Below are 25,891 nucleotides of genomic sequence, written 5' to 3' on the forward strand. Positions count from 1 at the left end.
CTATAACAATGGCTCTCAGCAAAGAAGTGCCGGAGTTTGACATCGACGATGACCTGCTCCTGATGGAGACCGGCATCGTTTTGGAAACGGATGTGGTGTCAGACGAACCTGCTGTACCTTCGGTTCGGACCCGAGCCAAACAAGGCTCATCGCTCAAGCAGCACAAATACATCGATTACAGCCGCGCGCTCGATGCCACGCAGCTGTACCTCAACGAGATCGGCTTCTCGCCCCTGCTTTCGCCGGAAGAGGAAGTGCACTTCGCGCGCCTGTCGCAGAAGGGCGACCCCGCCGGGCGCAAGCGCATGATTGAAAGCAACCTGCGCCTGGTGGTGAAGATCGCCCGCCGTTACGTCAACCGCGGCCTGTCGCTGCTCGATTTGATCGAGGAGGGCAACCTGGGCCTGATCCGCGCAGTGGAGAAGTTCGACCCGGAACGGGGCTTCCGCTTCTCGACCTACGCCACCTGGTGGATTCGCCAGACCATCGAGCGGGCGATCATGAACCAGACCCGCACCATCCGTTTGCCGATTCACGTGGTCAAGGAGCTCAACGTCTACCTGCGCGCCGCGCGGGAGCTGACCCAGAAGCTCGACCACGAGCCGTCGCCGGAAGAGATCGCGGGCCTGCTCGAGAAGCCCGTCGCCGAGGTCAAGCGCATGCTCGGCCTCAACGAGCGTGTTTCTTCGGTGGATGTGTCCCTCGGCCCGGACTCTGACAAGACCCTGCTCGACACCCTTACCGATGATCGCCCCACCGACCCGTGCGAGCTGCTGCAGGACGACGACCTGTCGCAGAGCATCGACCAGTGGCTGGGCGAGTTGACTGACAAGCAGCGTGAAGTGGTGATCCGCCGCTTCGGCCTACGCGGCCACGAAAGCAGCACCCTGGAGGATGTGGGGCTGGAGATCGGCCTGACCCGGGAGCGGGTGCGGCAGATCCAGGTCGAAGGGCTCAAGCGGCTGCGCGAGATCCTGGAGAAGAACGGCCTGTCCAGCGAGTCGCTATTCCAGTAAGCGCCGACGTTACGCAAAACGCCCCGATGACCTCGGGGCGTTTTTGTTTTCCATGGAAATGGTTTCCAGTGCCACCGCTGTAGCTTTGCATGTAAGCCATTGCTTACAAGGTGTGTGAGACATTGGACTGAGGATCAGTAAATCATTGTCGTTTTTAGTAGGTGATAATTCATAAGTCATTGAAAATAAAAGAATTATTAGATTTTTGGAAATGTTTCCACGGTAGTACTTTGAGATACCTGTCGGTTGCCTTCAAATCTGGAGTCGCTAGTATTCGAACTGTGCCGACGGACTGGCACAGGCGGCCAAGGATAGGTCGCCAGGGACATCGCAGGACGCGATTCATCAGGATGATGAATGGGACAAGCAGGGACTACGGAAAAAATGTGGGCGGGTCAAACCGCCCCTTTTTTTTGCCCGCAGAAAATGAAAAAGGCCCTTGTAGGGCCTTTTTCGTATCTGGACGCCGATCAGCGTTCCAGGTCGGCGATCTTGCCGGTCTTGCCGTCCCACTCTTCGGCGTCAGGCAGTGCGTCCTTACGCTCGGTGATGTTCGGCCAGATCTCCGCCAGCTCGGCGTTCAGCTCGATGAAGTTCTCCATGCCTGCAGGCACTTCGTCTTCCGAGAAGATCGCCTGGGCAGGGCATTCCGGCTCGCACAGCGCACAATCGATGCACTCGTCCGGGTGAATGACCAGGAAGTTCGGGCCTTCGTAGAAGCAGTCCACCGGGCAGACTTCCACGCAATCGGTGTACTTGCATTTGATGCAGTTGTCGGTGACGACGAAGGTCATTTCTAATTTTCTCCTCAGGCGACGGCAGCGTGCCCTTCCTCTCGGGGCAGCGCGATCCACGATGTGCCGCAGACCAGGCTAATTGCCTGCGGACCCGCGAACCGCGCCGGATTCTACCAGCTTGCTCGGTCGGCCGTTATAACAGGTTTTTCAGTTGATATAGCGTTTCGATAGCTTGACGCGGTGTCATGTCGTCCAGGTCCAGCTTGCCCAGCTTCTCGATGGCCGGGTGTGGCAGGCTGGCGAACAGGTCGCTCTGGTGCGGCACCTGCGCCTCGCCCTTGACCTTGCTGGTGACCACCGGCTCATGGGGCAGGCTGGCGGTTTCCAGGCGGCCCAAGTGCTCGCGGGCGCGTTGGATCACCGGTGCTGGCACACCGGCCAGCTGCGCCACGGCCAGGCCGTAGCTCTGGCTGGCAGGGCCAGGCAGCACGTGGTGCAGGAAGACGATGCGCTCGTTGTGCTCGGTGGCGTTCAGGTGCACGTTGGCCACCAGGGGTTCGCTCTCCGGCAGCACAGTCAGCTCGAAGTAGTGCGTGGCGAACAAGGTGTAGGCGCGCAACTGGGCCAGGCGCTCGGCGGCGGCCCAGGCCAGCGACAGGCCGTCGAAGGTGCTGGTGCCGCGGCCGACCTCGTCCATCAGCACCAGGCTGCGGTCGGTGGCGTTGTGCAGGATATTGGCGGTCTCGCTCATCTCGACCATGAAGGTCGAGCGCCCGCCGGCCAGGTCGTCGCTGGAACCGATGCGGGTGAAGATCCGGTCGACCAACGACAGCTCGCAGCGTGCCGCGGGGACGAAGCTGCCGATGTGCGCCATCAGCACGATCAGCGCGGTCTGGCGCATGTAGGTGGACTTACCGCCCATGTTCGGGCCGGTGATGATCAGCATCCGCGTGCTGTTGTCCAGGGCCAGGTCGTTGGCCACGAACGGTGTGGTCAGCACCTGCTCGACCACCGGGTGGCGGCCTTGGTCGATACGCAGGCACGCTTCCTCGACGAAGGTCGGGCAGTTCAGGTCGAGGTTCAATGCGCGCTCGGCCAGGTTGCTCAGCACGTCCAGCTCGCCCAGCGCCGCAGCGCTGTCCTGCAGCGGCGCCAGGTGGCCGATGAGGGTTTCCAGCAGCGCATCGTAGAGCATCTTCTCGCGCGCCAGGGCGCGGCTCTTGGCCGACAGCGCCTTGTCTTCGAAGGCCTTGAGCTCCGGGGTGATGAAGCGCTCGGCGCCCTTGAGCGTCTGGCGGCGGATGTAGTCGCCCGGGGCCTGCTCGGCCTGCTTGGTCGGCAGCTCGATGTAGTAGCCGTGCACGCGGTTGTAGCCGACCTTGAGATTGGCCAGGCCGGTGCGCGCCTTCTCGCGGGCTTCCAGATCAATGAGGAACTGCCCGGCGTTCTCGCTCATCGCCAGCAGTTCGTCCAGCTCGCTGTCGTAGCCGGTCTTGAGCACGCCGCCGTCGCGGATCACTGCGGGCGGGTTGTCGATGATCGCCCGCTCCAGCAGGCTCGCCAGCTCCGGGTAGGTGCCGGTGATGGCGGCCAGGCGCGCCAGGTGCGGCGCTTCCAGCTCGGCCATGGCGTTCTGCAGCTCGGGCAGCGCGCCCAGGGCATCGCGCAGGCGCGCCAGGTCACGCGGGCGGGCGTTGCGCAGGCCGATACGGGCGAGGATCCGCTCGATGTCGCCGATTTCCTTGAGTTGCGGCTGCAATTTCTCGAAACGGTAACCGTCGAGCAGGCAGCGGATCGAGTCCTGGCGCGCCTGCAGCACCTTGAGGTCGCGCAGCGGGCGGTTCAGCCAGCGGGTCAGCAGACGGCTGGCCATGGCGGTCTGGCAGCGGTCGATGACCGACTGCAGGGTGTTGTCGCGGCCACCGGCCAGGTTGATGTCCAGCTCCAGGTTGCGGCGGCTGGCAGCGTCGAGGATGACCGTGTCGTCCATGCGCTCGTGGCGCAGGCTGCGCAGGTGCGGCAGGGTGGTGCGCTGGGTTTCCTTGGCGTAGGTCAGCAGGCAACCGGCGGCGCCGATGGCCAGGGTCAGCTTGTCGCAGCCGAAGCCCTTGAGGTCCTGGGTGGCGAACTGTTGGCACAGGCTCTTGCGCGCCGAGTCGCGGTCGAAGTCCCACGGCGCACGGCGCCGCGCGCCGGGACGCTTCTCGGCCGGCAGGCCCTGGGGCCAGTCGTCGGGGATCAGCAGTTCGACCGGGTTGATGCGCTCGAGCTCGGCCAGCAGGTTTTCCCAGCCCTTGATCTCCTGCACGGTGAAGTTGCCGCTGGTGATGTCCAGCACCGCCAGGCCGAACAGGCGCTCGTCGCCGAGCAGCGCGGCGATCAGGTTGTCGCGGCGTTCGTCCAGCAGCGCCTCGTCGCTCACCGTGCCGGGGGTGATGATACGCACCACCTGGCGCTCCACCGGGCCCTTGCTGGTGGCCGGGTCGCCGATCTGCTCGCAGATCACCACCGACTCGCCCAGCTTGACCAGCTTGGCCAGGTAGCCTTCCAGGGAATGGAAGGGGATCCCGCACATGGGAATCGACTGGCCCGCGGACTGGCCACGGGCGGTCAGGGTGATGTCCAGCAGTTTCGCGGCTTTCTTCGCATCTTCGTAGAAGATCTCGTAGAAATCGCCCATGCGGTAGAACATCAGCTGGTCTGGATGCTGGTGCTTCAGCTTCCAGTACTGTTGCATCATTGGCGTGTGTGCGGAGAGATCGGACATTCAGGGCCTTACAGCGTGATCTGGTGGCTTTTGCGAAACCGCCGATGATACAGGGATTTTCCCCCGGCGGGGTGTCAGCGGCCGCTGGGAACGGTGGTTTACCCGATTGCATTTGCGCCGAACCCGCTGCATTATGCACGCTATGCAAAAACGCAACGTAGCCACCGTACTCAGAGAACTGCTCGACCGCCACGGCCTGTCCCCGACGGAGCTGCACCGGCGCACGGGCGTACCGCAATCCACCCTGTCGCGGATCCTCAGCGAGAAGATCGTCGACCCTTCGGACAAACACGTCTCGAAGATCGCCGACTACTTCGGCGTGAGCACCGACCAGTTGCGTGGCCGTGCCGACCTGGGCGATACCCGCGAAGCGGCGCAGCCTATGCACGGCCATGCGGACATGAACGACATCAGCCTGTGGGATGACGAAACCCCCGTCGAGGACGACGAGGTGTCGGTCCCTTTTCTTCGTGAGGTCGAATTGGCAGCAGGATCAGGAAGATTCGTCATCGAAGAGAGCGAGCGCGCGTGCCTGCGCTTCGGCAAGCGCAGCCTGCGCCATAACGGGGTGCAATTCGACCAGGCCAAGTGCGTGACGGTGCGCGGCAACAGCATGTTGCCGGTGCTGCGCGACGGCGCGACGGTCGGGGTCAACACCGGCAAGTGCGGCATCGGCGACATCATCGATGGCGACCTCTATGCCATCAATCACAACGGTCAGTTGCGCGTGAAGCAGGTCTACCGCCTGCCCACCGGCATCCGCCTGCGCAGCTTCAACCGCGACGAGCACCCCGACGAGGACTACAGCTTCCAGCAGATGCAGGAGGAGCAGATCAGCCTGCTCGGGCATGTGTTCTGGTGGGGCATGTACGCTCGCTGAGGCATCGCGCCGTCCAGAAAACCCGCTTCGGCGGGTTTTTTTTCGTCCACAGAAAACTCCTACAGCCCACGCCGCGCATGGCCTTCATGCATTTCAGCAAAATTAAATGCATGGAAAGATGAAGAAATGCATTGACTGCATATGCATCAATGCATAGCCTGTGTCTCAAGCCGGACAGCAACCGGTTGTTACACAGGCAGCGATGAACAGGCCTTGACTGTTCAGAGGGTTGGCAACTGGCCCGGGTGTGCAGCGTAAAGCACCACGATCAGTTATCCGGCGGGCAGGCGGCCGCGGTCGGAGTCACCAATTTGAAGCGGAACCGCACGGCGTCACCAGTCGTGGCCGGCGGTTCGACAACGCATTACTGAAGGGCCTGCACGGCGGGCCTTTTGGAATGCCGCGTTCTACGGCAAACGATCCGTCGGCAGTCGCCGGCGGGCATCACACAGGAGACGGAACAGTGACGAACGAGCAACAGGCGTTGCTGGAAATGCCGCTCTGGCTGGTGATCGTCCTGGCATTGCTGGGCGGTCTCTCCGGCGAGATGTGGCGGGCCGACAAGGCCGGAGCCAGGGGCTGGTCGCTGCTGCGGCGGCTGGCGCTGCGCTCCGGGGCATGCATGGTCTGCGGGGTATCGACGGTGATGCTGCTGTACGCCAGCGGCATGTCGATCTGGAGCGCCAGCGCCTTTGGCTGCCTCACCGCGATGGCTGGCGCCGACGTGGCCATCGGGCTTTACGAGCGCTGGGCCGCCAGGCGCCTGGGGCTGCGCGACGAGCGATAGGAGGTAAGGGCATGAGCGAACTGGCCACATTGCATGCGGCCTTGACCGCAACGATTCGTGAGGCGATGCCGGAACTGGCGTCAGTCGATGCATATGCAGCGGTAGGAAATGATGCAGCGCTGCCCGCGTTGCGCCACGGCATCGTCCGCATGACCGCCGACGCTGCCCCGCGTGATGGGCGCTCGGTGTTGTTCACCACCTTCGAGGCGGACATCACCACCGATGCCGGCAACCCCGAAGCGCGCTTGCAGGGCAGCGTGCTGGCGGCGCAACTGGTGGACCTGCTGCGCCAGCAACTGTGGGGCCTGGACTTCGTCGAGGCGAGCCGCAACGTGCGGGCCTACTTGTCCGGGGCGAACTGGAAGGTGCGTTGGGAGCAGCCGGTATTGCTCGGCGAAGCCCAATGGCACTGGCCCGACGAGCCACCGGGCAGCCTGATGCTGGGCATCGCCCCCGACACCGGAGCGGGCAACCAGGACAAATACTTCGCCCCGGGGGACCTGGCATGAGCTTCTATGTCAGCGCCGCCCACGACCGCATGCTCGCCAGCCTGGTGATCCCTTGCCAGGTGGTGGCCGTGGACCTTGCCGCCGCCCGGGTGCGGGTGTCCGACGGCGGCGGCTGGACCAGCGCCTGGGTGCGCTGGCACGCCCAGGCCGCGGGCAAGGCCCGGCACTGGCGGGCACCGAGCCTGGGCGAGCAGGGCGTGCTGGTCAGCCCCAGCGGTGAGCCGGCCCAGGGCACCTTCGTTCCGGGCCTGTACGGCAACGCCGGCAACCCGCCGGACAACCGCGACCATGTGGAAGCCTGGCGTTTCGACGACGGCGGCTCGCTGGTCTACGACTGGCAGGCGCGACGCTACGACATCCACCTGCCCAGCGGCAACGCGACCATCAAGGTCGGTGCCAGCACGGTCGAGGTCAGCGACGGCGCCATCACCCTGGATGCCGCCAGCCTCACGCTGACGGGCAAGGTCACGGTCAACGGCCCGCTGACGGTCAGCGGCGATATCAACGGCGGCGGGCGGATCATCGACACCGCCGGCAACACCGCCAACCACAAACACTGAAACCCAGCCCGCCCATGCGGGCTTTTTCATGCCAGGAGAACGCAATGGATACCCCTGAACGGGCCCGGGTCGTCACCGGAGGTTCGCCATGATCGGCATGGACCGCCGCACCGGCCAGCCGCTGGCGGGCATCGCCCACCTGCGCCAGTCCATCGAAGACATCCTCACCACCCCCCTGGGCAGCCGGCGCATGCGCCCCGAATACGGCAGCCAGTTGCGCCGCTACGTCGACCTGCCGGTCAACGAAGGTTGGAAGAGCGCCGTGCAAGCCGAGGTCGCCCGCGCCCTGGGGCGGTGGGAGCCACGCCTGAAGCTCGAACGGGTGAAGGTGCTGGCGGTGCTCGACGGCCAGGTGAGCCTGGCGCTGAGCGGCCGCTACCTGGGCGACGACGCCCTGCTGGAGGTGCGTGTATGAGCCAGGTCGACCTGTCGAAACTGCCCGCCCCGCAACTGCTCGAAGACCTGGATTTCGAAACCCTCTACCAGGCCGACCTGGACACCTTCCGCGCCCACCTGGGCGGCGCCTGGACGGCGCAGCTGGAAAGCGACCCGGTCACCAAGCTGCTGGAGGTCGGCGCCTACCGCAAGCTGCTCAACCGCGCGCGCATCAACGATGCCGCCAAGGCCCTGCTGCTGGCCTACGCCCAGGGCAGCGACCTCGACCAACTGGCCGCCAACGTCGCCTTGCAACGCCTGGTGATCCAGGCCGCCGACCCGACCGCACTGCCGCCGATCGAGGCCATCCTCGAAGCCGACGACGCCCTGCGCGAGCGGGTGCAACTGGTCTACGAGGGCCTGACCACCGCCGGCCCGCGCAACAGCTACATCCTGCATGCGCGCAACGCCTCGGGACGGGTCGCCGACGCGACCGCCGAGAGCCCGTCGCCAGCGGTGGTCGATGTCACGGTGTTGAGCCTGGACGGCGACGGTGTGGCCAGCCAGGCGCTGATCGACGAGGTCGCGGCCTACCTCAACGACGACGACATCCGCCCGGTCGCCGACCGGGTCAACGTGCGCAGCGCCGAGGTGTTGCCGTATCGCATCGAGGCGGTGCTGCACATGGCCGACAACGGCCCCGAGTACGAGGCGATCCGCGCCGAGTGCGAACGGCGTCTGCGAGCCTGGATCAACCCACGGCGGCGCCTGGGCGTGGAAGTCGCGCGCTCCGGGATCGACGCCCAGCTGCACATCGATGGCGTCAGCCGGGTCGAGCTGGTCGGTTGGTCCGACATCCGCCCGAGCAAGGCCCAGGCCGCCTGGTGCCTGGGTGTCGACATCACGCGGGGGGACTGACATGCAGAGCCTCCTGCCACTGAATCGCACGCCCCTGGAACGGGCCATCGAAGTGGCCGGCGACGAGGACCTGAAGGTCACCCTGCGCCGCCTCTACAACCCCGACACCTGCCCCGCGCACTTGCTCTACCAGCTGGCCTGGGCCTGGTCGGTGGACCGCTGGGACGACAGCTGGAGCGAATCGATCAAGCGCTCGGTGATTCGCTCGGCGTTCTTCGTCCACGCCCACAAGGGCACCCTCGGCGCCCTCAGGCGGGTGGTCGAGCCGTTCGGCTACCTGATCGAGGTGCGGGAATGGTGGCAGGCACAGCCTGCCGGGGTGCCGGGGACCTTTGCCCTGAAAGTGGGGGTGGAGGACAGCGGCATCGACGAACAGACCTACCAGGAACTGACGCGGCTGATCGACGACGCCAAGCCTATCAGTCGCCACTTGGTCGGGCTGGATATCAGCCTCGAAACCCGCATTCCCGCCTACCAGGCGGTCGCCCTCAACGAAGGTGAACTGCTGGAGGTGTACCCCTGGGAGGCCTCGGATATCGAGGTGCGGCTGGGGGCCTTCAACCTGGTGAGCGACCACACTCTGGACATACTGGACATCTACCTCAATGGCTAACTCAACCACTCAATTCGGTGGGTTCCTGACCAACATCGGCATCGCCCAGCAAGCCAACAACGCTGCTTTGGGCCTGCCTTGGAACATCACCCACATGCTCATCGGCGATGCCGGCGGTGAGCCTTCGCAGACCCCTGAGCCGACACCGAAACCGACCCAGACGGCGCTGGTGCGTCAGGTCTACCGTGCCCAGCTCAATGCCATCTATCCCTCGCCGGCCGACCCCGGCGTGCTGGTGGCCGAACTGGTGCTGCCGCCAGAGACCGGTGGTTGGTGGATCCGCGAACTGGCCCTGGAGGACGGCAACGGCAACTTCATCGCCGTGGCCAAGCCGGCGCCCAGCTACAAGCCGCTGCTGGCGCAGGGCTCGGGGCGTACCCAGACCATTCGCATGCACGTGGTGTTCGGCAACGTCGCCAACGTCACGCTGAAGATCGACCCGAGCATCGTGCTCGCCACCCGTGACTACGTCGACAAGGCCCGTGAGGCCGCCGAGCTGTATGCACGCAACCAGCTCAAGGCCCACACCGACGCAGCGAACCCGCATCCGCAGTACCTGCGTCGCGCCGATGTGGCGAAGGACAGCGGGCCGTTAGCCTGGCTCGGTGATGCCGCCGGGACGGGCGATGCGCTGGTGCTGACCCTCAAGAACGCGGAAACGGCGCTGACCGCCTATGCGGCGGGGCAGCGCTTCCAGTTCAAGGCCAGGGTGGCCAATACCGGCGTGGTGACTGCACGGATCAACGGCCTCCCGATCGTGGCAGTGAAGAAGGCCGGCAATAACGGTCTGGTGGACCTGGTCGGCGGTGATATCCGCGCAGGTGCGCTGTATGACCTGAACTACGACGGCAGCTTCTTCCAGCTGGGCGGTGGGGTGGGCGCCAGCAAGGCGTTCGAGCGTTTCTCGTTCGAGGCTTCGCTGGGGCAGACGCTGTTCAGCGTGCCGCACGCGATTGGCAGCACCATCGTGCTGCGCAATGGCCGCGAGATTACCGACTACCTGTCGGACGGCCAGAAGATCACGCTCAAGGCGCCCTGCAGCCTGGGTGAGTCGGTGGAGATCCTGGCGTTCAGCTCCTTCCAGGCCGCCAACAGTTACACCAAGGCCGAGACCGATGCGCTGCTGAAGACGGCGTCCGCGCTGCCGGTGGGCACCATGTTGCCGTTCCCAAAAGGGACCGTGCCGGCGGGGTTCCTGGAGGTGGATGGCAGTGCGCAGAGCGCGGCGGTGTATCCGGACCTGGCGGGCTATCTGGGGACGACATACAACAAGGGTAATGAGCCTGCGGGTTTCTTCCGGCTGCCGGACAGTCGGGGGGAGTTCCTACGTGGTTGGGATCACGGTCGTGGTATCGACACGGCGCGGGCGATGGGCTCCTATCAGGATGATGCCTTGCAGAACCTCATTGGGTCGATTGGCCTGCGTGGTGGTGCGGGGATTGGGCTCGGTGTGCTGGGAGGCACCGCGGGTGTATTTTCTGGCTCCTTCGGCGAGTCGTCGCCGGCAAACACTATCACCCGTGATCCAAACTCCGCCGCTGCTAGTGATGTGGTTCGCTTCGATGCTTCCAAGGCGGCAAGGACAGCAGCGGAAACCCGACCACGCAACCTGGCCGTCATGTGGTGCATCAAGGCCTGGAACGCGCCAGTCAATCAAGGACAGATCGATGTGGCTGCGCTAGCCGCAGGTATCGTCCCTGCGACAGAGACGCGGCCGGGGATAGTTGAAATCGCTACCGATGCCGAAATGCAAGGCAGCGTAAGCGACGAGGTCGTCGCAACGCCGAAGAAGTTGCGTAAAGGTTTTGCCATCAGCCTGGCAGTTAACGGCTACGTGGTCCTTCCGTCATGGCTCGGTGGCCTTGTCATCCAATGGGGCAGTACCCCATTGAGCGGGGTCAGTGCGGCGCTGACGTTCCCCATAGAGTTTCCCAATGCGCTTTACACACTGGTAGGTACCCCTGTTGGTACCAGCACCTCGACGGGGGCGGGTGGGCCCGCGATCTCAAGTGGTACGCGCACCGGTGCGACCGTTTATGTGTGGGGCACGGGTAACTGGACGTGTCGATGGCTGGCGATTGGCAGCTAAGGAGATCTACATGAAGCGTTTTTACAGCCGTACAACTGGCTGCACCTATCTAGAAGGTGTTCACACCCTCTTTCCCTCGGATGCCGTTGCGATATCCGAAGACCGCTACGCGTCAGTGATCGGCAACCCTACGCCCGGGATGGTGCGTGAGCATGATGCTGACAACCTGCCGATACTGGTCGAACCGCTTCCACTGGATGAAGCTGCGTTGGCCGCACAGGAGCGAAGCTGGCGTGACACGGCGATCGACCGTGTTCTCTGGTTGCGTGAGCGGCATCGCGATGAATTAGACCTGGCACGCAGCACCACACTTACGGACGCGCAGTTCAAAGAACTGCTGACCTATGTGCAGGTAATGCGCGATTGGCCTCAGGCACTTGCATTCCCTAACAGGGAATACCGCCCGCTAACACCAGCGTTCATCTTTGAACGGGGAGATGAGTCATGACCAGGGCAAGCACGATGTCGCAGTTGGATACGGTTCTGCTGCGATCTTGGGCCATGCAAGACGGTGTAATCACTAACACGACGAGCCTATCGCTCGATCGCTTGGGCCATGTCGGTGTCGACGCTAGCGCAGGTGCCGTCAGCGTAACGCTGCCCAGAGCCGATGCGACGTTAGGCGTTGTAGAGGTAATTCTCCAGCGTCGGGATGCTTCCGCCAATATGCTGTCGATCAATGCCACAGGCGCCGACAGGATCATGCTCGACTCGGCCTTTTCACCAACAGGACTCGCCTCAACGGAGCTGATCTTCGCCGGTGATTACCTGGCATTGCGGGCGGATGGCGGAGGTAACTGGTGGTGCATCGGGCAAGCCCAACTGCCTGCGAGCCAGGCCAGCGGCTACTTGGTTTGGAATACACCCGGCACCAGTTCCCCTGCTGTTCCGCCAATCTTGCGCAGTGGGCGTCGCCTTGCCCGAGTCAGGGTAACTGGCGCGGGTGGTGGTGGGGCGAGGCGTACCACTGCTCCGGGCCCGGGTGGCGGCGCCGGTGGAGGCGTTGCTGAGAAGCTGGTCAGCCTGGTCGGGCTGAGCGTGATGACGGTTTCGGTGGGAGCGGGCGGTGCTGGTGGCCAAGCTGATGGAGAAGTCGGAAAGGCCGGCGGTAGTTCTTCGTTCGTAACATTCTGCTCCGCTTCGGGAGGACCAGGCGGCACGACGGACGGTAATGCAGCGCCTGGTGCACAAGGTTATGGGGGAGATCTCAATTATGACCTCGGCACAGGCGGCGTAGGCATATTGTCCGGCAGCGGGGTGGTTTATGGGGGGCATGGCGGTGGCTGCGTCAGCATTTTGGCGGCAATCGATCCCAACCGTCCAACTAAGCCTGGCTATGGGGGCGGTGGACGGACCTATTCGGCGGGCGCCCCGGGGGCTCATGGTTGCGTAGAGCTCTGGTGGTGATAGGAGGATTTATGTGGGCATTGATAGTAGATAACACCGTCGTTGAAGTGACGCTCATCGACCCCGAAGGCCGCTTTCATACCTCGATGAACTGGATGCCCTGCTCGTTTGAGGTGCAACCTGGTCATCGCCTGATAGATGGCACCTTGGTGCCTTCTGAATACGCTCACTGCGGGGTTGCCGAGCGCGCCTGGCGTGACGCGCAACTGATGAGCAGTGAGTGGCTGGTTTCGCGTCACCGTGAAGAACTGGACATGAACCTACAGACTACCTTGAGCAGCGAGCACTATAGTGAGTTGCTCAGCTATCGCCAGATGCTTCGTACCTGGCCGCAAGACGATGTTTTCCCAGATCAGGCAAGGCATCCATTGGCGCCCTCCTGGCTCATTGAACATATTCACTGAAGCCCCGCCTCGTCGGGGCTTTTTTCATCCTCGCCTCACCCCAGGCCCTGCACTCCCCGCAGGGCCTTTTCATATCTGACTTGGAGACAACCTACATGAGTGGATTCTTCCACGGCGTCACCGTGACCAACGTCGACAGCGGCGCGCGCAGCATCGCGCTGCCGTCGTCCTCGATCATCGGCCTGGTCGACACCTTCACCGAAGGCGCCGACGTCACCGCCAAGGCCAACGACCTGGTGCTGATCACCAGCGAACGCGAAGCGGTCGCCGCGTTCGGTGCCGAGGCGGCGATCACCAAAGCCTGCCGCGCCGTGTTCAGCCGCGCCAAGGCGGTCATCGTCGCCTGCGGCGTGGCCAAGCTCGAGGACGCCGCCGAACAGACCGCGGCGGTCATCGGCAGCGTGCTGGCCGACGGCAAGCGCACCGGCCTGCAAGCGCTGCTCGACGGCAAGAGCCGTTTCAACGCCCAGCCACGCCTGCTGGTAGCACCCAAGCACAGCGCCACCCAGGCGGTCGGCACCGCGCTGGTGGCGCTGGCCGACAAGCTGCGCGGCATCGCCATCATCGACGGTCCCAACACCACCGATGAAGCGGCGGTCGCCTACGCCAAGAACTTCGGCGCCAAGCGCGCCTTCCTGGTCGACCCGGGCGTGCGTTACTTCGACACCGAGGCTGCCGCCACCGTCGATGCGCCGGGCTCTGCCTGGGTCGCCGGCCTGTTCGCCTTCACCGACCGCGAGTACGGCTTCTGGGCCTCGCCGTCGAACAAGGAGTTCGTCGGCATCACCGGTACCAGCCGCCCGGTGGAGTTCCTCGATGGCGACGACAGCTGCCGCGCCAACCTGCTGAACAACGCCAACATCGCCACTATCATCCGCGACGACGGCTTCCGCCTGTGGGGCAACCGCACCCTGTCGAGCGACCCGAAATGGGCCTTCGTCACCCGCGTGCGCACCCTCGACATCGTCATGGACGCGATCCTCTACGGCCACAAGTGGGCCGTCGACCGCTCCATCACCGCCACCTACGTCAAGGACGTCACCGAGGGCCTGCAGGCCTTCATGCGCGACCTGAAGAACCAGGGCGCGATCATCAACTTCGAAGTCTTCGCCGACCCGGAGCTGAACACCGCCAGCCAGCTGGAGCAGGGCAAGGTGTACTGGAACATCCGCTTCACCGACGTCCCGCCTGCCGAAAACCCCAACTTCCGCGTCGAAGTCACCAACCAGTGGCTGACCGAAGTCCTCGATTCCGCCGCCTAAGGAGCGCTCTTACATGGCAATGATTCCCGAAACCCTGGCCAACCTGAACCTGTTCGTCGACGGCGTCAGCTTCCAGGGCGATGTCCCTAGCCTGACCCTGCCAAAGCTCACCCTGAAAATGGAAGAGCACCGCCCCGGCGGCATGGACATGCCGGTCGAGATGGACCAGGGCATGGAAAAACAGGAAGCGGCCTTCACCACCACCGGCGTTCGCCGCGAGTCGCTGAAGTTCTTCGGCCTGGCCGACGGCACGGCCTTCAACGGCACCTTCCGCGGCGCCTTCAAGGGCCTGAAGGGCAAGATCAACCCAGTGATCGTCAGCCTGCGCGGCGCGCTCAAGGAAGTCGACATGGGTGACTGGAAATCCGGCGACAAGGCCGAGATCAAGCACAGCATCGCGGTCACCTACTACAAGCTCGAAGTCGATGGCCGCGTGGTCTACGAGATCGATGCCCTGGGCATGACCCGGGTGATCGACGGTGTCGACCAGCTGGCCGCCCAGCGCGCCGCCCTTGGCTTGTAAGGAGGCCCGTTCATGGCTCAGGAAAAACAGACACCGCAATGGCTGCACGTGACCGCCGAGCGCATCACCGTGCGCCTGTCGCGGCCCAGCGAGGCCAATGGCGTGCAGGTCGACAGCCTGTCGCTGCGCGCACCGACCGTGCGTGACATCCGCAACGCCCAGGCCGGCGGCGCCGTCGACGACGAGCAACGCGAACTGAACCTGTTCGCGTCGCTGGCCGAAGTCGGCGTCAAGGACCTCGAAGGCCTCACCCTCAAGGACTATGGCCGTTTGCAAAGCGGCTATTTTCGCCTGGTGCAGGACGACGAGGTTTGATCCTTCCTGGCAGAAGGCCGCCGCGAGGCGGCTGGCCAAGGAGCTGAACTTTTCCGCGAGTGAAATCATGACCATGTCGTTCAGCGACATGGTTTGGTGGCTCTCGGAGTGACAGGAGGAACGGATGGCGAACAAACCGGCGATCACGCTGGAGATCGGTGCCGCCGTCAATCCGACGGTTAGCGCGGCGCTGAACGCGGTCCAGGAGCGTGTCAGCAAGCTGGATGGCAAGTTGGGCGCCGCGATGCGCCTGGACAATGACATCCAGAAATACCTGGAAGCGTCCGCACGGCTGCACGAGGCTCAACAGGCGAAAGCCGACTCGGTCAGCCAGTTGCAGAGCGTCATGGACAGGCACTTGGATACGCTGCGCAAGCAGGGCGTAGAGGCCAAGGGGCTGGGGGCGCGCTACGAGGCCCTCGGCGAAGCGGTCAAGGCATACAAGCAGCAGATCAAGGGCCATGAGCAGCTCGCTGAAGGCCGTGCTGGGTTGGTCGGGCTTGCCGGCCTTGTCACGTTGGCGAGCAAGCCGGTGAAGGTCAGCGGCGATTATCAGGCGCAGCTCCGTGACATCAGCCTCAAGACCGGGGCGGACGCTGCGACGGAGCGGGAGGTGACGCGTCAGGTGATCGACACCTCGAACGCTTCCGGGATGTCGCGCAATCAGGTCGCTCAGTTGCTTGCGCAGATGATTGGCAAGGGCATGTCGCTGAAGGATGCGCGGAACAACCTGCCCACCGCGGCCACTTTCGCGGTCGGCCAGAATGCCGGTGTCGAAGATACCGCAACGCTCATGCGCAGCCTGCAGCAGCGTGGTCTGGGTCAGCCGGAGCAGACGCGCGCTGCGCTGGAACTGCTGGTGACACAAGCCAAGGAAGGTGGCTTCGACAGCGCCGAGCTGGCCAAGTGGGTTCCCAAGCTGCTGCCGAAGGTGGGGAGCGAGCAAACCGGTTTGGCAGCGGTGGGCGAAGTGGGAGCCCTGTTGCAGGGGCAGATGGTCAGTGCCAATGGCACCGATGAGGCGGCTGCCAAGGTCGGCACGTTCCTGGACGCCAACCCCAAGGGCTTCAGTCCGGACAAGAACGGTGAAAGCCAGGCCTATGGCGGCGACATCGCGCTGCACGATCGCCTGCGCAAGCTACCTCCCCAGGGTGGCAGTGTCCTGGATGATGACCTCAAGAGCCGCCAGGGCCTCTCCAAGCAACAATGGTCGCAGACTGGCAATGCCTTCGATGACCTGCAGCGCAGCCTGGGCGACGGGATGCGTCCGGTCACCGATGTCCTGGCGCAAGGCGCCACCGCCGCCCTTCAAGGGCTGACCAAGGTGTCGGATGCCTGCACCTGGGTGGTAACCGGACTTACCGGCCTTGCGGTTGCGGCGGTTGCGGTGGGCACGGTCTATCGAGGGTTGCAGGTTGGCAAGGGGCTGTTGGACCTGGGCGCTGGCTTGTCCAGGGAGCGCCAGGCGGGTGCCAAGGGGCTGCCCAGTTTCAAGGAGGCCACTGGCGGCCAGGCCCTCGGTGGCAAGCAGCCAATCGACGTGCGCGTAGTCAACCTCGATGCCCTTGCTAGGTCACGGCGTTCAGGTGGCGGTCGCAACGGCAGAAAAGGCAAGGGCACCTCCCCACGCGGTGCTGCAAGGTCTGGGCGCGGCAAAGGTGTGGCTGTTCAAGCCAGGCCGGCCGCCGGGGTAGCGCGCGAGGGCGCCCAGGTAATGGGCGGGCGTGCTAATGAGAAGCATGGGCTGAAGAACCGTGTTGGCGCCAAGGGGCCGGGAGGTATCACGGGCTTCCTGGGCAGCATGGGGGGCGCTGTGACCTCACGCCTGGGCGGTGTCCTTGGCTCGGCGAAGGGGTTGCTCAGGCGTGTGCCTGGGCTCTCCCAGCTGGAAACGGGCAGGCAACTGTGGAGCACCGTGACCGGTAAGGGTAGTTGGCGCGAGAAGCTGCAAGGCGTGGGCGTCGCCTTGGGCGGCCAGGGTGGTGCGATGGCCGGGGCGGCCGCAGGCGCGGCGCTTGGCTCGGTGGTACCGGTGCTCGGCACGGCGATCGGGGGCCTTCTCGGCAGCATGGTCGGTAGTGCGTACGGTGAAGAGGCCGTCGGTTGGCTGGCCAGTCTCGTACCCGGGGCAAAGAAGCCGAGTGAACCGGCGAGCACAGGTAATGGCGCTCAGGCACCGCTTGACGTTGGGGCTGTCGCCCGCACGCTGGACGACACGGGGGCTGTGCCACAAGCCGCGGCGGGCGTGATGGCCACAGCTTCGACGTCCACGCTTGGCGCACCTCCCGTGCCAGCCAACCAGCAATTCACCTTCACCGCCAACATGCCGGTCACCTTCAACAACAGCCTTGACGACCCTTCCGTGCTGGCACAACTGGAGGCAATCGCGCGACGGACGCTCATGGACTTGATGGCCCGAGCCAACGACGCGCAAATGTCCGATACCGTACATGTTTGAGGAGGACATGATGACCTACCTGGAGCAGCTGCAATCCGCGCTGCACGCCGTGGTCAAGGCAGGGGAGGCGGGGCGGCGGCGTGCCGACGCCATGCTCGACCCGATGAACGAGGCGATCGGCCATGTGCAGGGCGCGGTGACGGAGCTGGAAGGGCTGCCGGTGGTCGGCCCGCTGATCGGTGCGCGCCTGCAGCGCACCATGCGGGCGATTACGGCGGCCCAGGCGCGTGTCGCCAAGGTGATCGCCAAGTACGACCAAGCCCTGGGCGTGGTGCGTCAGGTGCGTGAGCGCATCGATGCCTTCGCCGGCCATGTCGCCAAGGCCAGCGCGGCGATCGGCCGGGTGGTGGGCGAGGTGCGCAAGACCGTGGGCGGCGTGCTCACCGCCCTGGGCCTGGCGCCGGAAGCGACGCCCGCCGCCGAGGCGATCAAGCCGTTTCCCCACCTGCTGGTGCTGCAACCGCTCAAGGCCGGTGCGGCGCCGTACTACTTCAACCTCGACACCGCCGCCTTCGACCAGTTGCGCCGCCAGACCCGCTTCCGCTGGGCCGGCCAGGAGCGCCTGAGCCGCGAGACCGCGCAGCAGGCCGTGAGCCTGGGCGAGGAGAGCATCAGCATCCGCGGTGCGATCTTCCCCACTTTCAAAGGCGGCATCGGCCAGTTGCAGACCCTGCGCAGCATCGGCCGCCAGTTGCTGCCACTGAGCCTGACCACCGGCTACGGCGAAGTGCTCGGCACTTGGTGCCTGACCAGCATCGAGGAAGAGCAGGGCAACCTGCTGGCCGGTGGCATTCCCCGCAAACAGGGTTTCTCTCTGGAGTTCACCAGCTATGGCCAAGACCTGCACAACGTCTGACGGCGACCTGCTCGACAGCCTCTGCCAGCACTACTACGGCCACCTCAACGGTACCGTCGAGACGGTGCTGGAGGCCAACCAGGGCCTGGCCGACGAAGCCCAGCCGTTTCGCACCGGGGTGATGATCCTGCTGCCGGAGCTGCCGCTGGTGGCGGCCAACACCGTGCAACTCTGGGATTGACCCCAGCCTCACCAACGGAGCCATGAACCATGCAACCCGTGTTCAGCATCAAGGCCGATGGCAAGGACATCACCGCCCTGATCAACGACCGCCTGCTGTTGATGCGCACCACCGACAAGCCTGGCATGGAGTCGGACGAGTTCGAGCTGCGCATCGACGCCCGTGACGGCGCCCTGGCCCTGCCGGCCCGTGGCGCGGTGCTCGAAGTGCACCTGGGCTACGCCGGCCAGCCACTGACCTTGCTTGGCCGCTACACGGTCGATGAGGTCGAGCTGTCCGGCCCACCGGACACCCTGGTGGTGCGCGGCAAGGCCAGCGACCTGCGCGGCACCGGCAAGACCACCCGCAGCGGCAGTTGGGAAGCGGTGGCGTTGCAGCGCATCGTCGCCGAGATCGCCGCGCGCAACGGTTGGCAGGCGGTGTGCCCGGTGGCCAGCAAGGTGCCGCGCATCGACCAGTACGCCGAGTCGGACTTCAACTTCATCACCCGCCTGGCGCGCCAGTACGACTGCACCGCCAAGCTCGCCAACGGCCAGCTGCTGGTGCTGCCGCGCCAGGGCGGGCAGAGCGCCAGTGGCAAGCCGCTGGGGGTGGTGCCGATCGAGCGGCGCGAGGTCAGCCAGTGGCAGTTCCGCCTGGGTGACAAGGCCACCCACAAGGCGGTGCGCACCCGTCACCAGGACACGGCCAGCGGCAAGCTGGTGGAGGTCGAGCTGGGCAACGCCGATGCGCCTGAGGGCTTGCAGCCGGTGCACACCGACCGCCACCTGTACCCCAACCGCAGCGCCGCCGAGCAGGCGGCGCGGGCGCGCCTGGCCAGCTTCAACCGCGACACCGCGCACGTGCGCCTGGACATGCCCGGGCGCACCGACCTGTTCGCCGAGCGCAGCCTGGAAGCCAAGGGCTTCGTCGATGGGCTGGATGGGGTGTACCTGATCGAATCGGTCGAGCAGGTGTTCACCAGCTCTGGTTGGCGCACCACGGTGCAGTGCAGCGGCGGCAAGGCTGGCAAGGCCACGGCCAAGGGGCGGGCGCCGCGTCAGGGGGGCAGCACCAAGGCTTAGTGGTAGGTGCATTTCTCAAGATCGAGCACCGCCTGCCCCGCGATGAGTCCGGCACTGACACCGCAAAGACGATTGCTCCCACAGGCGCACCACCGCTTTTGAAATCAGCGGGGCACCTGTCAGGAGCGCTGAATACCCTACCCACTGGACATCCCCATGAAACCAAGCCTGCTCAGCGCCCAACTGGCGCTCTGCCCGAGCCTTGGCCGGCCGGCCGTGGTCGGGCTGGACCTGGCGGCGATCGAAAGCCTCGCCCCACAACCGCAACCCATCGCCTGCCTGCTGCCGATCGGCGAGGAGGCCGAGGGCAACGACCTGCAGAACGCCACCCGCCAACTGCTGCGCGAGCGCTTCGAGGTCTTGCTGCTGCTCGACAGCAGCGCCCATGGCCCGGCCCACACGCTGGAGCAGCTCGACGAGCTGCGCGCCGAACTGTGGCTTGCCCTGGTCGGCTGGGCGCCCGCGCCAGGCCGCGAACCGGTGGAGTACGCCGGCGGCGAGCTGTTGCGTTGCGACAAGAGCCGCGTGCTCTACCGCCACCGCTTCGTCGCGCCGCTGCAACTGGGCCGCAGCAAGGCCGGCGACCCCGCCGAGACCTGGCATGAACGCCAGCTCGACAACCTGCCGCCGTTCACCGGCATCACCGTGCACGTCGATGCCATCGACCCGGCAGACCCCAACCTGCGCCAGCCCGGCCCGGACGGGCGCATCGAAATGACCTTCCAAGGAGCGTTCAACCCATGACTGCACGTATCACCGTGATCCCGGCCGCCGGCCGGGCGGTGCCGGACCCGCAAGCCGGCGACCTGCTGCCCGTCGAGGGCCGCGAAGTGCCGGATTCGGCCTGGTGGCGCCGCCGCCTGGCAGACGGCGATGTGATTCTCAAGGCCGCCAAGGCGGCAAAACAACAGGGAGTGAAATAATGTCGGTCGGATTCAGCAACATCCCCGCGGACATCCGCGTCCCGCTGTTCTATGCCGAGATGGACAACTCGGCGGCCAACAGCGCCACCTCCAACCTGCGTCGGCTGATCGTCGCCCAGGTCAACGACAACGTCAGCCGCGAGCAAACCGGCAAGCTGGTGCTGCTGCCGAGCCTGGCCGTGGCCCGGCAGATCGGCGGCCAGGGTTCGATGCTGGCGGCCATGTACGAAACCTGGCGCAAGGCCGACCCGATCGGCGAGGTCTGGTGCCTGCCGCTGCTGGCCAGCGAAGGCGTGGCGGCCAAGGCCGAAGTGAAGGTCGAAGGCGGCGCCACCGAGGCCGGCCTGGTCAACCTGTACGTTGCCGGCACCAAGGTCCAGGCCAGCGTGGCCTTGGGCAACAGCGCGACCCAGGTGGCCGCGGCGCTGGCCCTGAAGGTCAACGCCAACCCCGACCTGCCGGTGACCGCTGTGGCGGCTGCCGGTGTACTGACCCTGACCTGCAAATGGTCCGGTGCCAGTGGCAACGACATCGCCCTGGAGCTCAACCGCCTGGGCCTGAGCAACGGCGAGCAGACCCCTGGCGGCCTGACCCTGACCCTCACCGCCTTCGCGGCCGGTGTCGGCGTGCCGGACCAAGTCCAGGCCCTGGCCGCACTGGGTGACGAGCCGTTCGAATTCATCTGCCAGCCGTGGTCCGACAGCGCCAGCCTCGATGCCTGGAAGCTGGCCATGGACGACAGCGCCGGGCGCTGGTCGTGGGCGCGCCAGCTGTACGGCCACGTATACGGCGCCAAGCGCGGCACCGTGGGCAGCCTCGTCGCTGCCGGGCAACAGCGCAACGACCAGCACGTCAGCCTGTTGGCGGTGGAGCAGGGCGCGCCGCAGCCGGTGTGGCTGCACGCGGCAAGCTTCGCCGCGCGTTCGGCGGCGTTCCTTTCCGCCGATGCCAGCCGCCCGACCCAGAGCGGTACCTTGCCGGGCCTGGAGCCGGCCGCCGCCAGCGCGCGTTTCACCCTGAGCGAGCGCCAGTCGCTGCTCAGCTACGGCATCGCCACCGCGTACTACGAAGGCGGTTCGCTGCGCATCCAGCGGGCGATCACCACCTACCAGAAGAACGCCTACGGCCAGCCGGACAACTCCTACCTGGACAGCGAGACCCTGCACCAGTCGGCCTTCATCGTGCGCCGCCTGCAAGGGGTGATCACCAGCAAGTACGGGCGCCACAAGCTGGCCAGCGACGGCACCCGCTTCGGCGCCGGCCAGCCGATCGTCACGCCGAGCACCCTGCGTGGCGAGCTGATCGCCCAGTACGCGCGCCTGGAAAACGAAGGCCACGTGGAGAACGCCGAGCTGTTCGCCGAGCACCTGGTGGTGGAGCGTTCGGCCACCGACCCGAGCCGGGTCAACGTGCTGTTCCCGCCGGACTACATCAACGGCTTGCGCGTGTTCGCGCTGCTCAACCAGTTCCGCTTGCAGTACGAAGACGCCGCCTGAGGCGCGACCAACCACCTATCCCGGCCCGCCACGCGCGGGCCTGTTTTTATGGAGAGATGCCATGGGGCAGAAAATCGCGGGCACCTGCTACGTCAAGGTCGACGGGGCCCAACTGACCATCAAGGGCGGCTGCGAAGCACCGCTGATGGAAGTCAACCGCAGCACCCTGGTGCCCGGTTACTACAAGGAAGAGGAGCGTCGCGCATCGCTGAAAGTCACCGCGCTGCACACCCCGGATTTCCCGCTGAAGAAGCTGGTCAACGGCACCGACATGACCATCACTTGCGAGTTCAGCAACGGCCGTGTCTACGTGCTGGCCGGCGCCTACCTGGTCGGTGAACCGGTAAGCAAGGGCGACGACGCCGAGATCGCCCTGGAATTCGACGGCATCAAGGGGAGCTGGCAATGACCCAGACCCTCAAGCTCAACGTGCCGCTCGAGGCCCACGGCGAAGTGCTGCAGGAACTGGCCCTGCGCCGGCCCACGGTGCAGGAAGTGCGTGCCATCAAGGCCTTGCCCTACCGCATCGACAAGAGCGAGGAGGTCAGCCTGGACATGGATGTGGCCGCCAAGTACATCGCCGTCTGCGCCGGCATCCCGCCGTCGTCGGTCAACCAGATGGACCTGGCCGACCTCAACACCGCCAGCTGGGTCGTCGCCGGTTTTTTCATGAGTGCGGCATCGCCGACCTCGGCGGGTTGATCGCGACGGCCTATGACCTGGCCTGGTTCTGGCGGGTGGACCCCGAACAGATGCTGGCCAGGCCCCTGGATGTGCTCCGGGAATCCCTGGAGCACGCGCAACGGATCAATGCGATGCAACAGGTGCAATGAATGGCAGATCAACTTCAGCTCAATTCAATGGCGCTGGCTACGGGGCGCCTGGTGCTCAACCTGGGCCAGATGCGCCGTCAGGCCGCCGAAGTCGCGGCCCAGGCACCCAAGGTCTCTGGTTTTGCCGAGGCCCTGGAAAACAGCACGCTCGCCGAGGTCGAGATCGGCAACGTGTTCAAGGGAGAGGGGCTGGCTGAACCTTTCGTCAATGGCATCAAGGCTGCCTTGGCGTTCGAACAGCACCTGCACGATCTCAAGGAAGACAAGGCCGAGGGCGACCCTTTGAAGGGCACCGGGTTGCAGCGTGACGACTTGGCCAAGCTGTTGCCGCAAGCCGATGTGCGCAAGGGTCAGGAGAGCCTGGCGCAACTGCGTGAGGCGATCGGCGGTGTGAGCCTGGCGTTCGGCGTGGCGTTGCTGCCGGCCTTCGTCGCGGTGGCCGATGCATTGACGCCGATGCTCCAAGGGCTCTCGCAACTGATCGTCGCCCACCCGCAATTGGCCGAGGGGGTGGCCGCAGCGGCGGTGGCCTTCACGGTGATGAAGGTCGCGCTGACGGCCCTGAGCTTCGGCAGCGTCGGGCTGGTGATTGGCGCGCTCGCGCTTGCGGCTGGGGTGATCGTGGCCAACTGGGCACCCCTCTCGGCGTTCTTCACCGCCATCGGCCAGCGTATCGGCCAAGTGCTGGCGGTCGTGGGGGAGGCCTTTGCCGGGTTGCTGGGCGTGGTGGCCTCGGCATGGGGCGCGGTGGTCGGGTTTTTCGCAAGGCTCGGCGCGCAAATCCTGCTGGCGTTGCAGATCAGTTGGGTGGTGATCAAGGCACTGTTCAACTGGAGCCCGATGATGCTGCTGGCGAACAACTGGCAGAAGATTCCCGAGTTCATCGGCAACACGATGGCCGACAGCCTGGCACGGCTTTCCGCGGTCTGGGACTGGATTCGTGCAGTGTTCGACTGGTCGCCCATGCCGCTCCTGGAGCGCGCCTGGAGCGCCCTTGGTGGGTTCTTCGAGGGCCTGTTCGAGAATGCCGGGCGTTTCGCCCTGCGTTTCCTGGCTCGTCTGGGCAGGGCGTTCGGCTTCTCGCCGCTGTCGATGCTGGAGGAACTCTGGACACCGGTGTCCGGTTTCTTCGAAGAGCTCTGGGGCCAATTGCAGAACGTCCTGTCACCGATCCGTGCAACCTTCGACACGCTGTTCGGTGGTTCTCCTCTGGAGAGCCTGAAGCAGCGGTGGGAGCCGCTGGCGTCCTGGCTGACTGAGTGGTGGGCCAAGCTCGCGCCGATCATCGAACCGATCCGGGCGTTCTTTGGCGGCACCTTTTCCAGTGCCTTCCAGGCCTTTGCTGCGCAGGGCGAAGCGTCGGGTGCGTCGGACATCGCCCAGTCGCTGCCCGACGCGTCTTCTTCGCTGGCCAGCCCATTGGCGGGCAACGGGTCGAGCATGTTGGTGCAACAGACCGCCGAGGCACGCCGCACTTCACTGGACGGCAGCCTGTTGCTGCGCTTCGAGAACCCGCCCCCGGGCCTGGCCCTGGCCGACAGCCAGAGCAATCAGCCGGGCCTGAGCATCCGCTCGAACGTGGGCGTCCGTTCACTCTCGCAAGGAGGTGTCGCATGAACCGTGACTGGACCGAGAGCCTGTTGCCCGCCAGCTTCGCCGGGGTGAAGTTCTGGGTCGGCAAGGCCACCGTGCCGGTTGGGCGCAAGGGTGCGCTGCACGAGTATCCGCAGCGTGACCAGGCGTTCTTCGAAAGCCTCGGCCGTCAGGCCCAGGTGCACGACTTCGAGGCCTTCATCGTCGGCCCGGACTGCTTCGCTCAGCGCGACCGGTTGCTGGCCGCGCTGGCCAAGGGCGCCGGCGAGCTGGTGCACCCGTGGCTGGGGCGCATGCAGGTCAAGGTCGGCGAATGCAGCCTGACCCAGGAGCGCAAGGCCGGGGGCGTGGCCAGCTTCAGCCTGAAGTTCCACCCGGACACGCCGCTGACCTACCCCAGCGCCCGGGCCAACACCCGCCAGCAACTGGAGCGCGCCTCGCAGTCGCTGCTCGACGCGGCGCTGGCGCGCTACCAGGCGACGCTGGCCCAGGTCGACCAGGCGCGGATCAACCTGCAAGCCCTGCGCAGCCGATTGTCGGGCGCGTACAACCTGATCAACCAACAGTTCAAACCGTGGCTGGCGACCTTCGACAGCCTGGGCGCGCTGGTCGATTCGCTGGTCAACGCGCCCCGGGCGATCAGCGCCCTGGCCGGCAACTACTTCAGCGACATTAAGGGCAACCTGGGCCGCTTCTCGCAGCCCTCCAGCGACGCCCCGGGCGATTCGGCGCTGGCCTTGAACCAAGCCTTGGGCCGGGGCTATCGCGGCGTGCTGGCCAACGCCACGCAACAGGCCGAGGCCGCCGCCCAGCTCGAACGCTTGCCGCCTGCCAGCGGCAAGGACACCGGCCTTGCTGCCCAGGCGCTGATCGACCTGCTGCAGGACGCTGTGCTGGTGCAGTTGGCGCTGTTGCTAGCGCGCATGCCGGTCAATGCACGTGGCAGCGAACTGGCCGGTGTGCCGACGCTGGCGGTGCAACGGCTGCAGCCGGTGGCGCGCCCGCAGGTGCCAGTGGCGGACGACGTGCTGGCCCTGCGCGACCTGCTCGACGAGGTGATCTGGCAGGCCGCGCTGCGCGCCGATGCGCAGCACTACCCGGCCTTGAGCGAGCTGCGCCAGCTGCTGGCGACCCACCTGGAAGCGGTGGCCGCCTCCGGCGTGCGCCTGGTCGCGGTCACCCCTGAGCAACCGCTGCCGGCGTTGGTGCTGGCCTACCGACGCTTCGCCGACGCGACCCGTGCCGGCGAGATCGTCCAGCGCAACCGCGTGCGTCACCCCGGCTTCGTGCCGCCGGTGCCGCTGCAGATGGCCGGGGAGTAGACC

Annotated in this window: 27 protein-coding genes; 25 read left to right on the plus strand and 2 right to left on the minus strand. The window is 65.5% G+C overall.

Going from position 1 to position 25,891, the window contains the following annotated elements:
* Positions 1–8 precede the first annotated feature (8 nt).
* Positions 9–1,016 carry an RNA polymerase sigma factor RpoS gene (gene rpoS / locus P0Y43_RS07310; protein ID WP_275636621.1) on the plus strand — a complete coding sequence of 336 codons (1,008 nt, stop codon included), beginning with the start codon at positions 9–11 and terminating at the stop codon, positions 1,014–1,016.
* 470 nt (positions 1,017–1,486) lie between these two features.
* On the opposite strand, the gene fdxA is transcribed toward rpoS, so the two are convergent.
* Together fdxA and mutS are read right to left on the minus strand one after the other, a co-directional pair.
* Positions 1,487–1,810, minus strand: coding sequence for a ferredoxin FdxA (gene fdxA, locus P0Y43_RS07315; protein WP_004375459.1), 324 nt, complete (start codon positions 1,808–1,810; stop codon positions 1,487–1,489).
* Between the two features lie 136 nt (positions 1,811–1,946).
* Positions 1,947–4,520: a DNA mismatch repair protein MutS gene (gene mutS / locus P0Y43_RS07320; protein WP_275636622.1), complete on the minus strand. Its 2,574-nt coding sequence runs from the start codon at positions 4,518–4,520 to the stop codon at positions 1,947–1,949.
* A gap of 133 nt (positions 4,521–4,653) precedes the next feature.
* On the opposite strand from mutS, the gene P0Y43_RS07325 reads away from it, so the two are divergent.
* The 24 genes from P0Y43_RS07325 to P0Y43_RS07440 all read left to right on the plus strand — a co-directional run bounded on the left by P0Y43_RS07325 (position 4,654) and on the right by P0Y43_RS07440 (position 25,888).
* Complete coding sequence (locus tag P0Y43_RS07325) at positions 4,654–5,400, plus strand: LexA family transcriptional regulator (RefSeq protein WP_275636623.1); 747 nt, start codon at positions 4,654–4,656, stop codon at positions 5,398–5,400.
* Between the two features lie 463 nt (positions 5,401–5,863).
* Positions 5,864–6,187: a phage holin family protein gene (locus P0Y43_RS07330; RefSeq protein ID WP_275636624.1), complete on the plus strand. Its 324-nt coding sequence runs from the start codon at positions 5,864–5,866 to the stop codon at positions 6,185–6,187.
* An 11-nt stretch (positions 6,188–6,198) separates the two neighbouring features.
* On the plus strand, positions 6,199–6,696 hold the full coding sequence (locus tag P0Y43_RS07335; protein ID WP_275636625.1) for a hypothetical protein: 498 nt from the start codon (positions 6,199–6,201) through the stop codon (positions 6,694–6,696).
* Positions 6,693–7,256, plus strand: a complete 564-nt coding sequence (locus P0Y43_RS07340) for a phage baseplate assembly protein V (protein ID WP_275636626.1) — start codon at positions 6,693–6,695, stop codon at positions 7,254–7,256. The genes P0Y43_RS07335 and P0Y43_RS07340 overlap by 4 nt, the downstream gene beginning before the upstream one ends.
* A gap of 88 nt (positions 7,257–7,344) precedes the next feature.
* The gene (locus P0Y43_RS07345) at positions 7,345–7,671 is read left to right on the plus strand and encodes a GPW/gp25 family protein (protein ID WP_275636627.1); all 327 of its coding nucleotides are present in this window, start codon (positions 7,345–7,347) and stop codon (positions 7,669–7,671) included.
* On the plus strand, positions 7,668–8,549 hold the full coding sequence (locus P0Y43_RS07350; RefSeq protein WP_275636628.1) for a baseplate assembly protein: 882 nt from the start codon (positions 7,668–7,670) through the stop codon (positions 8,547–8,549). Before P0Y43_RS07345 ends, P0Y43_RS07350 begins: the two co-directional genes overlap by 4 nt.
* A gap of 1 nt (position 8,550) precedes the next feature.
* Positions 8,551–9,162, plus strand: a complete 612-nt coding sequence (locus P0Y43_RS07355) for a phage tail protein I (RefSeq protein ID WP_275636629.1) — start codon at positions 8,551–8,553, stop codon at positions 9,160–9,162.
* The gene (locus P0Y43_RS07360) at positions 9,155–11,251 is read left to right on the plus strand and encodes a phage tail protein (protein ID WP_275636631.1); all 2,097 of its coding nucleotides are present in this window, start codon (positions 9,155–9,157) and stop codon (positions 11,249–11,251) included. The genes P0Y43_RS07355 and P0Y43_RS07360 overlap by 8 nt, the downstream gene beginning before the upstream one ends.
* Positions 11,252–11,261: 10 nt before the next feature.
* Positions 11,262–11,699, plus strand: a complete 438-nt coding sequence (locus P0Y43_RS07365) for a phage tail protein (RefSeq protein ID WP_275636632.1) — start codon at positions 11,262–11,264, stop codon at positions 11,697–11,699.
* Between the two features lie 970 nt (positions 11,700–12,669).
* Positions 12,670–13,062, plus strand: a complete 393-nt coding sequence (locus P0Y43_RS07370; protein WP_275636633.1) for a phage tail assembly chaperone — start codon at positions 12,670–12,672, stop codon at positions 13,060–13,062.
* A 95-nt stretch (positions 13,063–13,157) separates the two neighbouring features.
* On the plus strand, positions 13,158–14,324 hold the full coding sequence (locus tag P0Y43_RS07375) for a phage tail sheath family protein (protein ID WP_275636634.1): 1,167 nt from the start codon (positions 13,158–13,160) through the stop codon (positions 14,322–14,324).
* 13 nt (positions 14,325–14,337) lie between these two features.
* Positions 14,338–14,847: a phage major tail tube protein gene (locus tag P0Y43_RS07380; RefSeq protein WP_275636635.1), complete on the plus strand. Its 510-nt coding sequence runs from the start codon at positions 14,338–14,340 to the stop codon at positions 14,845–14,847.
* A 12-nt stretch (positions 14,848–14,859) separates the two neighbouring features.
* Positions 14,860–15,162, plus strand: a complete 303-nt coding sequence (locus P0Y43_RS07385; RefSeq protein WP_275636636.1) for a phage tail assembly protein — start codon at positions 14,860–14,862, stop codon at positions 15,160–15,162.
* Between the two features lie 124 nt (positions 15,163–15,286).
* Positions 15,287–17,620, plus strand: coding sequence for a phage tail tape measure protein (locus P0Y43_RS07390; RefSeq protein ID WP_275636637.1), 2,334 nt, complete (start codon positions 15,287–15,289; stop codon positions 17,618–17,620).
* Positions 17,621–17,630: 10 nt separating this feature from the next.
* A complete protein-coding gene (locus tag P0Y43_RS07395) occupies positions 17,631–18,476 on the plus strand; it encodes a phage tail protein (RefSeq protein ID WP_275636716.1) in 846 nt (281 codons plus the stop codon).
* On the plus strand, positions 18,451–18,657 hold the full coding sequence (locus P0Y43_RS07400) for a tail protein X (RefSeq protein ID WP_275636638.1): 207 nt from the start codon (positions 18,451–18,453) through the stop codon (positions 18,655–18,657). Before P0Y43_RS07395 ends, P0Y43_RS07400 begins: the two co-directional genes overlap by 26 nt.
* A gap of 29 nt (positions 18,658–18,686) precedes the next feature.
* Positions 18,687–19,721, plus strand: a complete 1,035-nt coding sequence (locus tag P0Y43_RS07405; protein WP_275636639.1) for a phage late control D family protein — start codon at positions 18,687–18,689, stop codon at positions 19,719–19,721.
* 156 nt (positions 19,722–19,877) lie between these two features.
* Positions 19,878–20,465 carry a phage tail terminator protein gene (locus tag P0Y43_RS07410; RefSeq protein WP_275636640.1) on the plus strand — a complete coding sequence of 196 codons (588 nt, stop codon included), beginning with the start codon at positions 19,878–19,880 and terminating at the stop codon, positions 20,463–20,465.
* Positions 20,462–20,644, plus strand: a complete 183-nt coding sequence (locus tag P0Y43_RS07415) for a DUF2635 domain-containing protein (protein ID WP_275636641.1) — start codon at positions 20,462–20,464, stop codon at positions 20,642–20,644. The genes P0Y43_RS07410 and P0Y43_RS07415 overlap by 4 nt, the downstream gene beginning before the upstream one ends.
* The gene (locus P0Y43_RS07420) at positions 20,644–22,140 is read left to right on the plus strand and encodes a phage tail sheath subtilisin-like domain-containing protein (RefSeq protein WP_275636642.1); all 1,497 of its coding nucleotides are present in this window, start codon (positions 20,644–20,646) and stop codon (positions 22,138–22,140) included. The genes P0Y43_RS07415 and P0Y43_RS07420 overlap by 1 nt, the downstream gene beginning before the upstream one ends.
* A gap of 61 nt (positions 22,141–22,201) precedes the next feature.
* Positions 22,202–22,549, plus strand: a complete 348-nt coding sequence (locus P0Y43_RS07425) for a phage tail tube protein (protein WP_275636643.1) — start codon at positions 22,202–22,204, stop codon at positions 22,547–22,549.
* Positions 22,546–22,842 carry a phage tail assembly protein gene (locus tag P0Y43_RS07430; RefSeq protein WP_275636644.1) on the plus strand — a complete coding sequence of 99 codons (297 nt, stop codon included), beginning with the start codon at positions 22,546–22,548 and terminating at the stop codon, positions 22,840–22,842. The genes P0Y43_RS07425 and P0Y43_RS07430 overlap by 4 nt, the downstream gene beginning before the upstream one ends.
* Before the next feature lie 131 nt (positions 22,843–22,973).
* Positions 22,974–24,590: a hypothetical protein gene (locus P0Y43_RS07435; protein WP_275636645.1), complete on the plus strand. Its 1,617-nt coding sequence runs from the start codon at positions 22,974–22,976 to the stop codon at positions 24,588–24,590.
* Positions 24,587–25,888: a DNA circularization protein gene (locus P0Y43_RS07440; protein ID WP_275636646.1), complete on the plus strand. Its 1,302-nt coding sequence runs from the start codon at positions 24,587–24,589 to the stop codon at positions 25,886–25,888. Before P0Y43_RS07435 ends, P0Y43_RS07440 begins: the two co-directional genes overlap by 4 nt.
* The last annotated feature ends 3 nt before the right edge of the window (positions 25,889–25,891 follow it).

This window comes from Pseudomonas entomophila, from assembly GCF_029193575.1.
Taxonomy (GTDB): Bacteria; Pseudomonadota; Gammaproteobacteria; order Pseudomonadales; family Pseudomonadaceae; genus Aquipseudomonas; species Aquipseudomonas entomophila_G.

What these genes read in the sequence shown, in the direction of transcription:
- rpoS (WP_275636621.1), top strand. Translation starts at nt 9, where the DNA reads ATGGCTCTCAGCAAAGAAGTGCCGGAGTTTGACATCGACGATGACCTG.
- fdxA (WP_004375459.1), bottom strand. Translation starts at nt 1,810, where the DNA reads ATGACCTTCGTCGTCACCGACAACTGCATCAAATGCAAGTACACCGAT.
- mutS (WP_275636622.1), bottom strand. Translation starts at nt 4,520, where the DNA reads ATGTCCGATCTCTCCGCACACACGCCAATGATGCAACAGTACTGGAAG.
- P0Y43_RS07325 (WP_275636623.1), top strand. Translation starts at nt 4,654, where the DNA reads ATGCACGCTATGCAAAAACGCAACGTAGCCACCGTACTCAGAGAACTG.
- P0Y43_RS07335 (WP_275636625.1), top strand. Translation starts at nt 6,199, where the DNA reads ATGAGCGAACTGGCCACATTGCATGCGGCCTTGACCGCAACGATTCGT.
- P0Y43_RS07340 (WP_275636626.1), top strand. Translation starts at nt 6,693, where the DNA reads ATGAGCTTCTATGTCAGCGCCGCCCACGACCGCATGCTCGCCAGCCTG.
- P0Y43_RS07345 (WP_275636627.1), top strand. Translation starts at nt 7,345, where the DNA reads ATGATCGGCATGGACCGCCGCACCGGCCAGCCGCTGGCGGGCATCGCC.
- P0Y43_RS07350 (WP_275636628.1), top strand. Translation starts at nt 7,668, where the DNA reads ATGAGCCAGGTCGACCTGTCGAAACTGCCCGCCCCGCAACTGCTCGAA.
- P0Y43_RS07355 (WP_275636629.1), top strand. Translation starts at nt 8,551, where the DNA reads ATGCAGAGCCTCCTGCCACTGAATCGCACGCCCCTGGAACGGGCCATC.
- P0Y43_RS07360 (WP_275636631.1), top strand. Translation starts at nt 9,155, where the DNA reads ATGGCTAACTCAACCACTCAATTCGGTGGGTTCCTGACCAACATCGGC.
- P0Y43_RS07365 (WP_275636632.1), top strand. Translation starts at nt 11,262, where the DNA reads ATGAAGCGTTTTTACAGCCGTACAACTGGCTGCACCTATCTAGAAGGT.
- P0Y43_RS07370 (WP_275636633.1), top strand. Translation starts at nt 12,670, where the DNA reads ATGTGGGCATTGATAGTAGATAACACCGTCGTTGAAGTGACGCTCATC.
- P0Y43_RS07375 (WP_275636634.1), top strand. Translation starts at nt 13,158, where the DNA reads ATGAGTGGATTCTTCCACGGCGTCACCGTGACCAACGTCGACAGCGGC.
- P0Y43_RS07380 (WP_275636635.1), top strand. Translation starts at nt 14,338, where the DNA reads ATGGCAATGATTCCCGAAACCCTGGCCAACCTGAACCTGTTCGTCGAC.
- P0Y43_RS07385 (WP_275636636.1), top strand. Translation starts at nt 14,860, where the DNA reads ATGGCTCAGGAAAAACAGACACCGCAATGGCTGCACGTGACCGCCGAG.
- P0Y43_RS07390 (WP_275636637.1), top strand. Translation starts at nt 15,287, where the DNA reads ATGGCGAACAAACCGGCGATCACGCTGGAGATCGGTGCCGCCGTCAAT.
- P0Y43_RS07395 (WP_275636716.1), top strand. Translation starts at nt 17,631, where the DNA reads ATGACCTACCTGGAGCAGCTGCAATCCGCGCTGCACGCCGTGGTCAAG.
- P0Y43_RS07400 (WP_275636638.1), top strand. Translation starts at nt 18,451, where the DNA reads ATGGCCAAGACCTGCACAACGTCTGACGGCGACCTGCTCGACAGCCTC.
- P0Y43_RS07405 (WP_275636639.1), top strand. Translation starts at nt 18,687, where the DNA reads ATGCAACCCGTGTTCAGCATCAAGGCCGATGGCAAGGACATCACCGCC.
- P0Y43_RS07410 (WP_275636640.1), top strand. Translation starts at nt 19,878, where the DNA reads ATGAAACCAAGCCTGCTCAGCGCCCAACTGGCGCTCTGCCCGAGCCTT.
- P0Y43_RS07415 (WP_275636641.1), top strand. Translation starts at nt 20,462, where the DNA reads ATGACTGCACGTATCACCGTGATCCCGGCCGCCGGCCGGGCGGTGCCG.
- P0Y43_RS07420 (WP_275636642.1), top strand. Translation starts at nt 20,644, where the DNA reads ATGTCGGTCGGATTCAGCAACATCCCCGCGGACATCCGCGTCCCGCTG.
- P0Y43_RS07425 (WP_275636643.1), top strand. Translation starts at nt 22,202, where the DNA reads ATGGGGCAGAAAATCGCGGGCACCTGCTACGTCAAGGTCGACGGGGCC.
- P0Y43_RS07430 (WP_275636644.1), top strand. Translation starts at nt 22,546, where the DNA reads ATGACCCAGACCCTCAAGCTCAACGTGCCGCTCGAGGCCCACGGCGAA.
- P0Y43_RS07435 (WP_275636645.1), top strand. Translation starts at nt 22,974, where the DNA reads ATGGCAGATCAACTTCAGCTCAATTCAATGGCGCTGGCTACGGGGCGC.
- P0Y43_RS07440 (WP_275636646.1), top strand. Translation starts at nt 24,587, where the DNA reads ATGAACCGTGACTGGACCGAGAGCCTGTTGCCCGCCAGCTTCGCCGGG.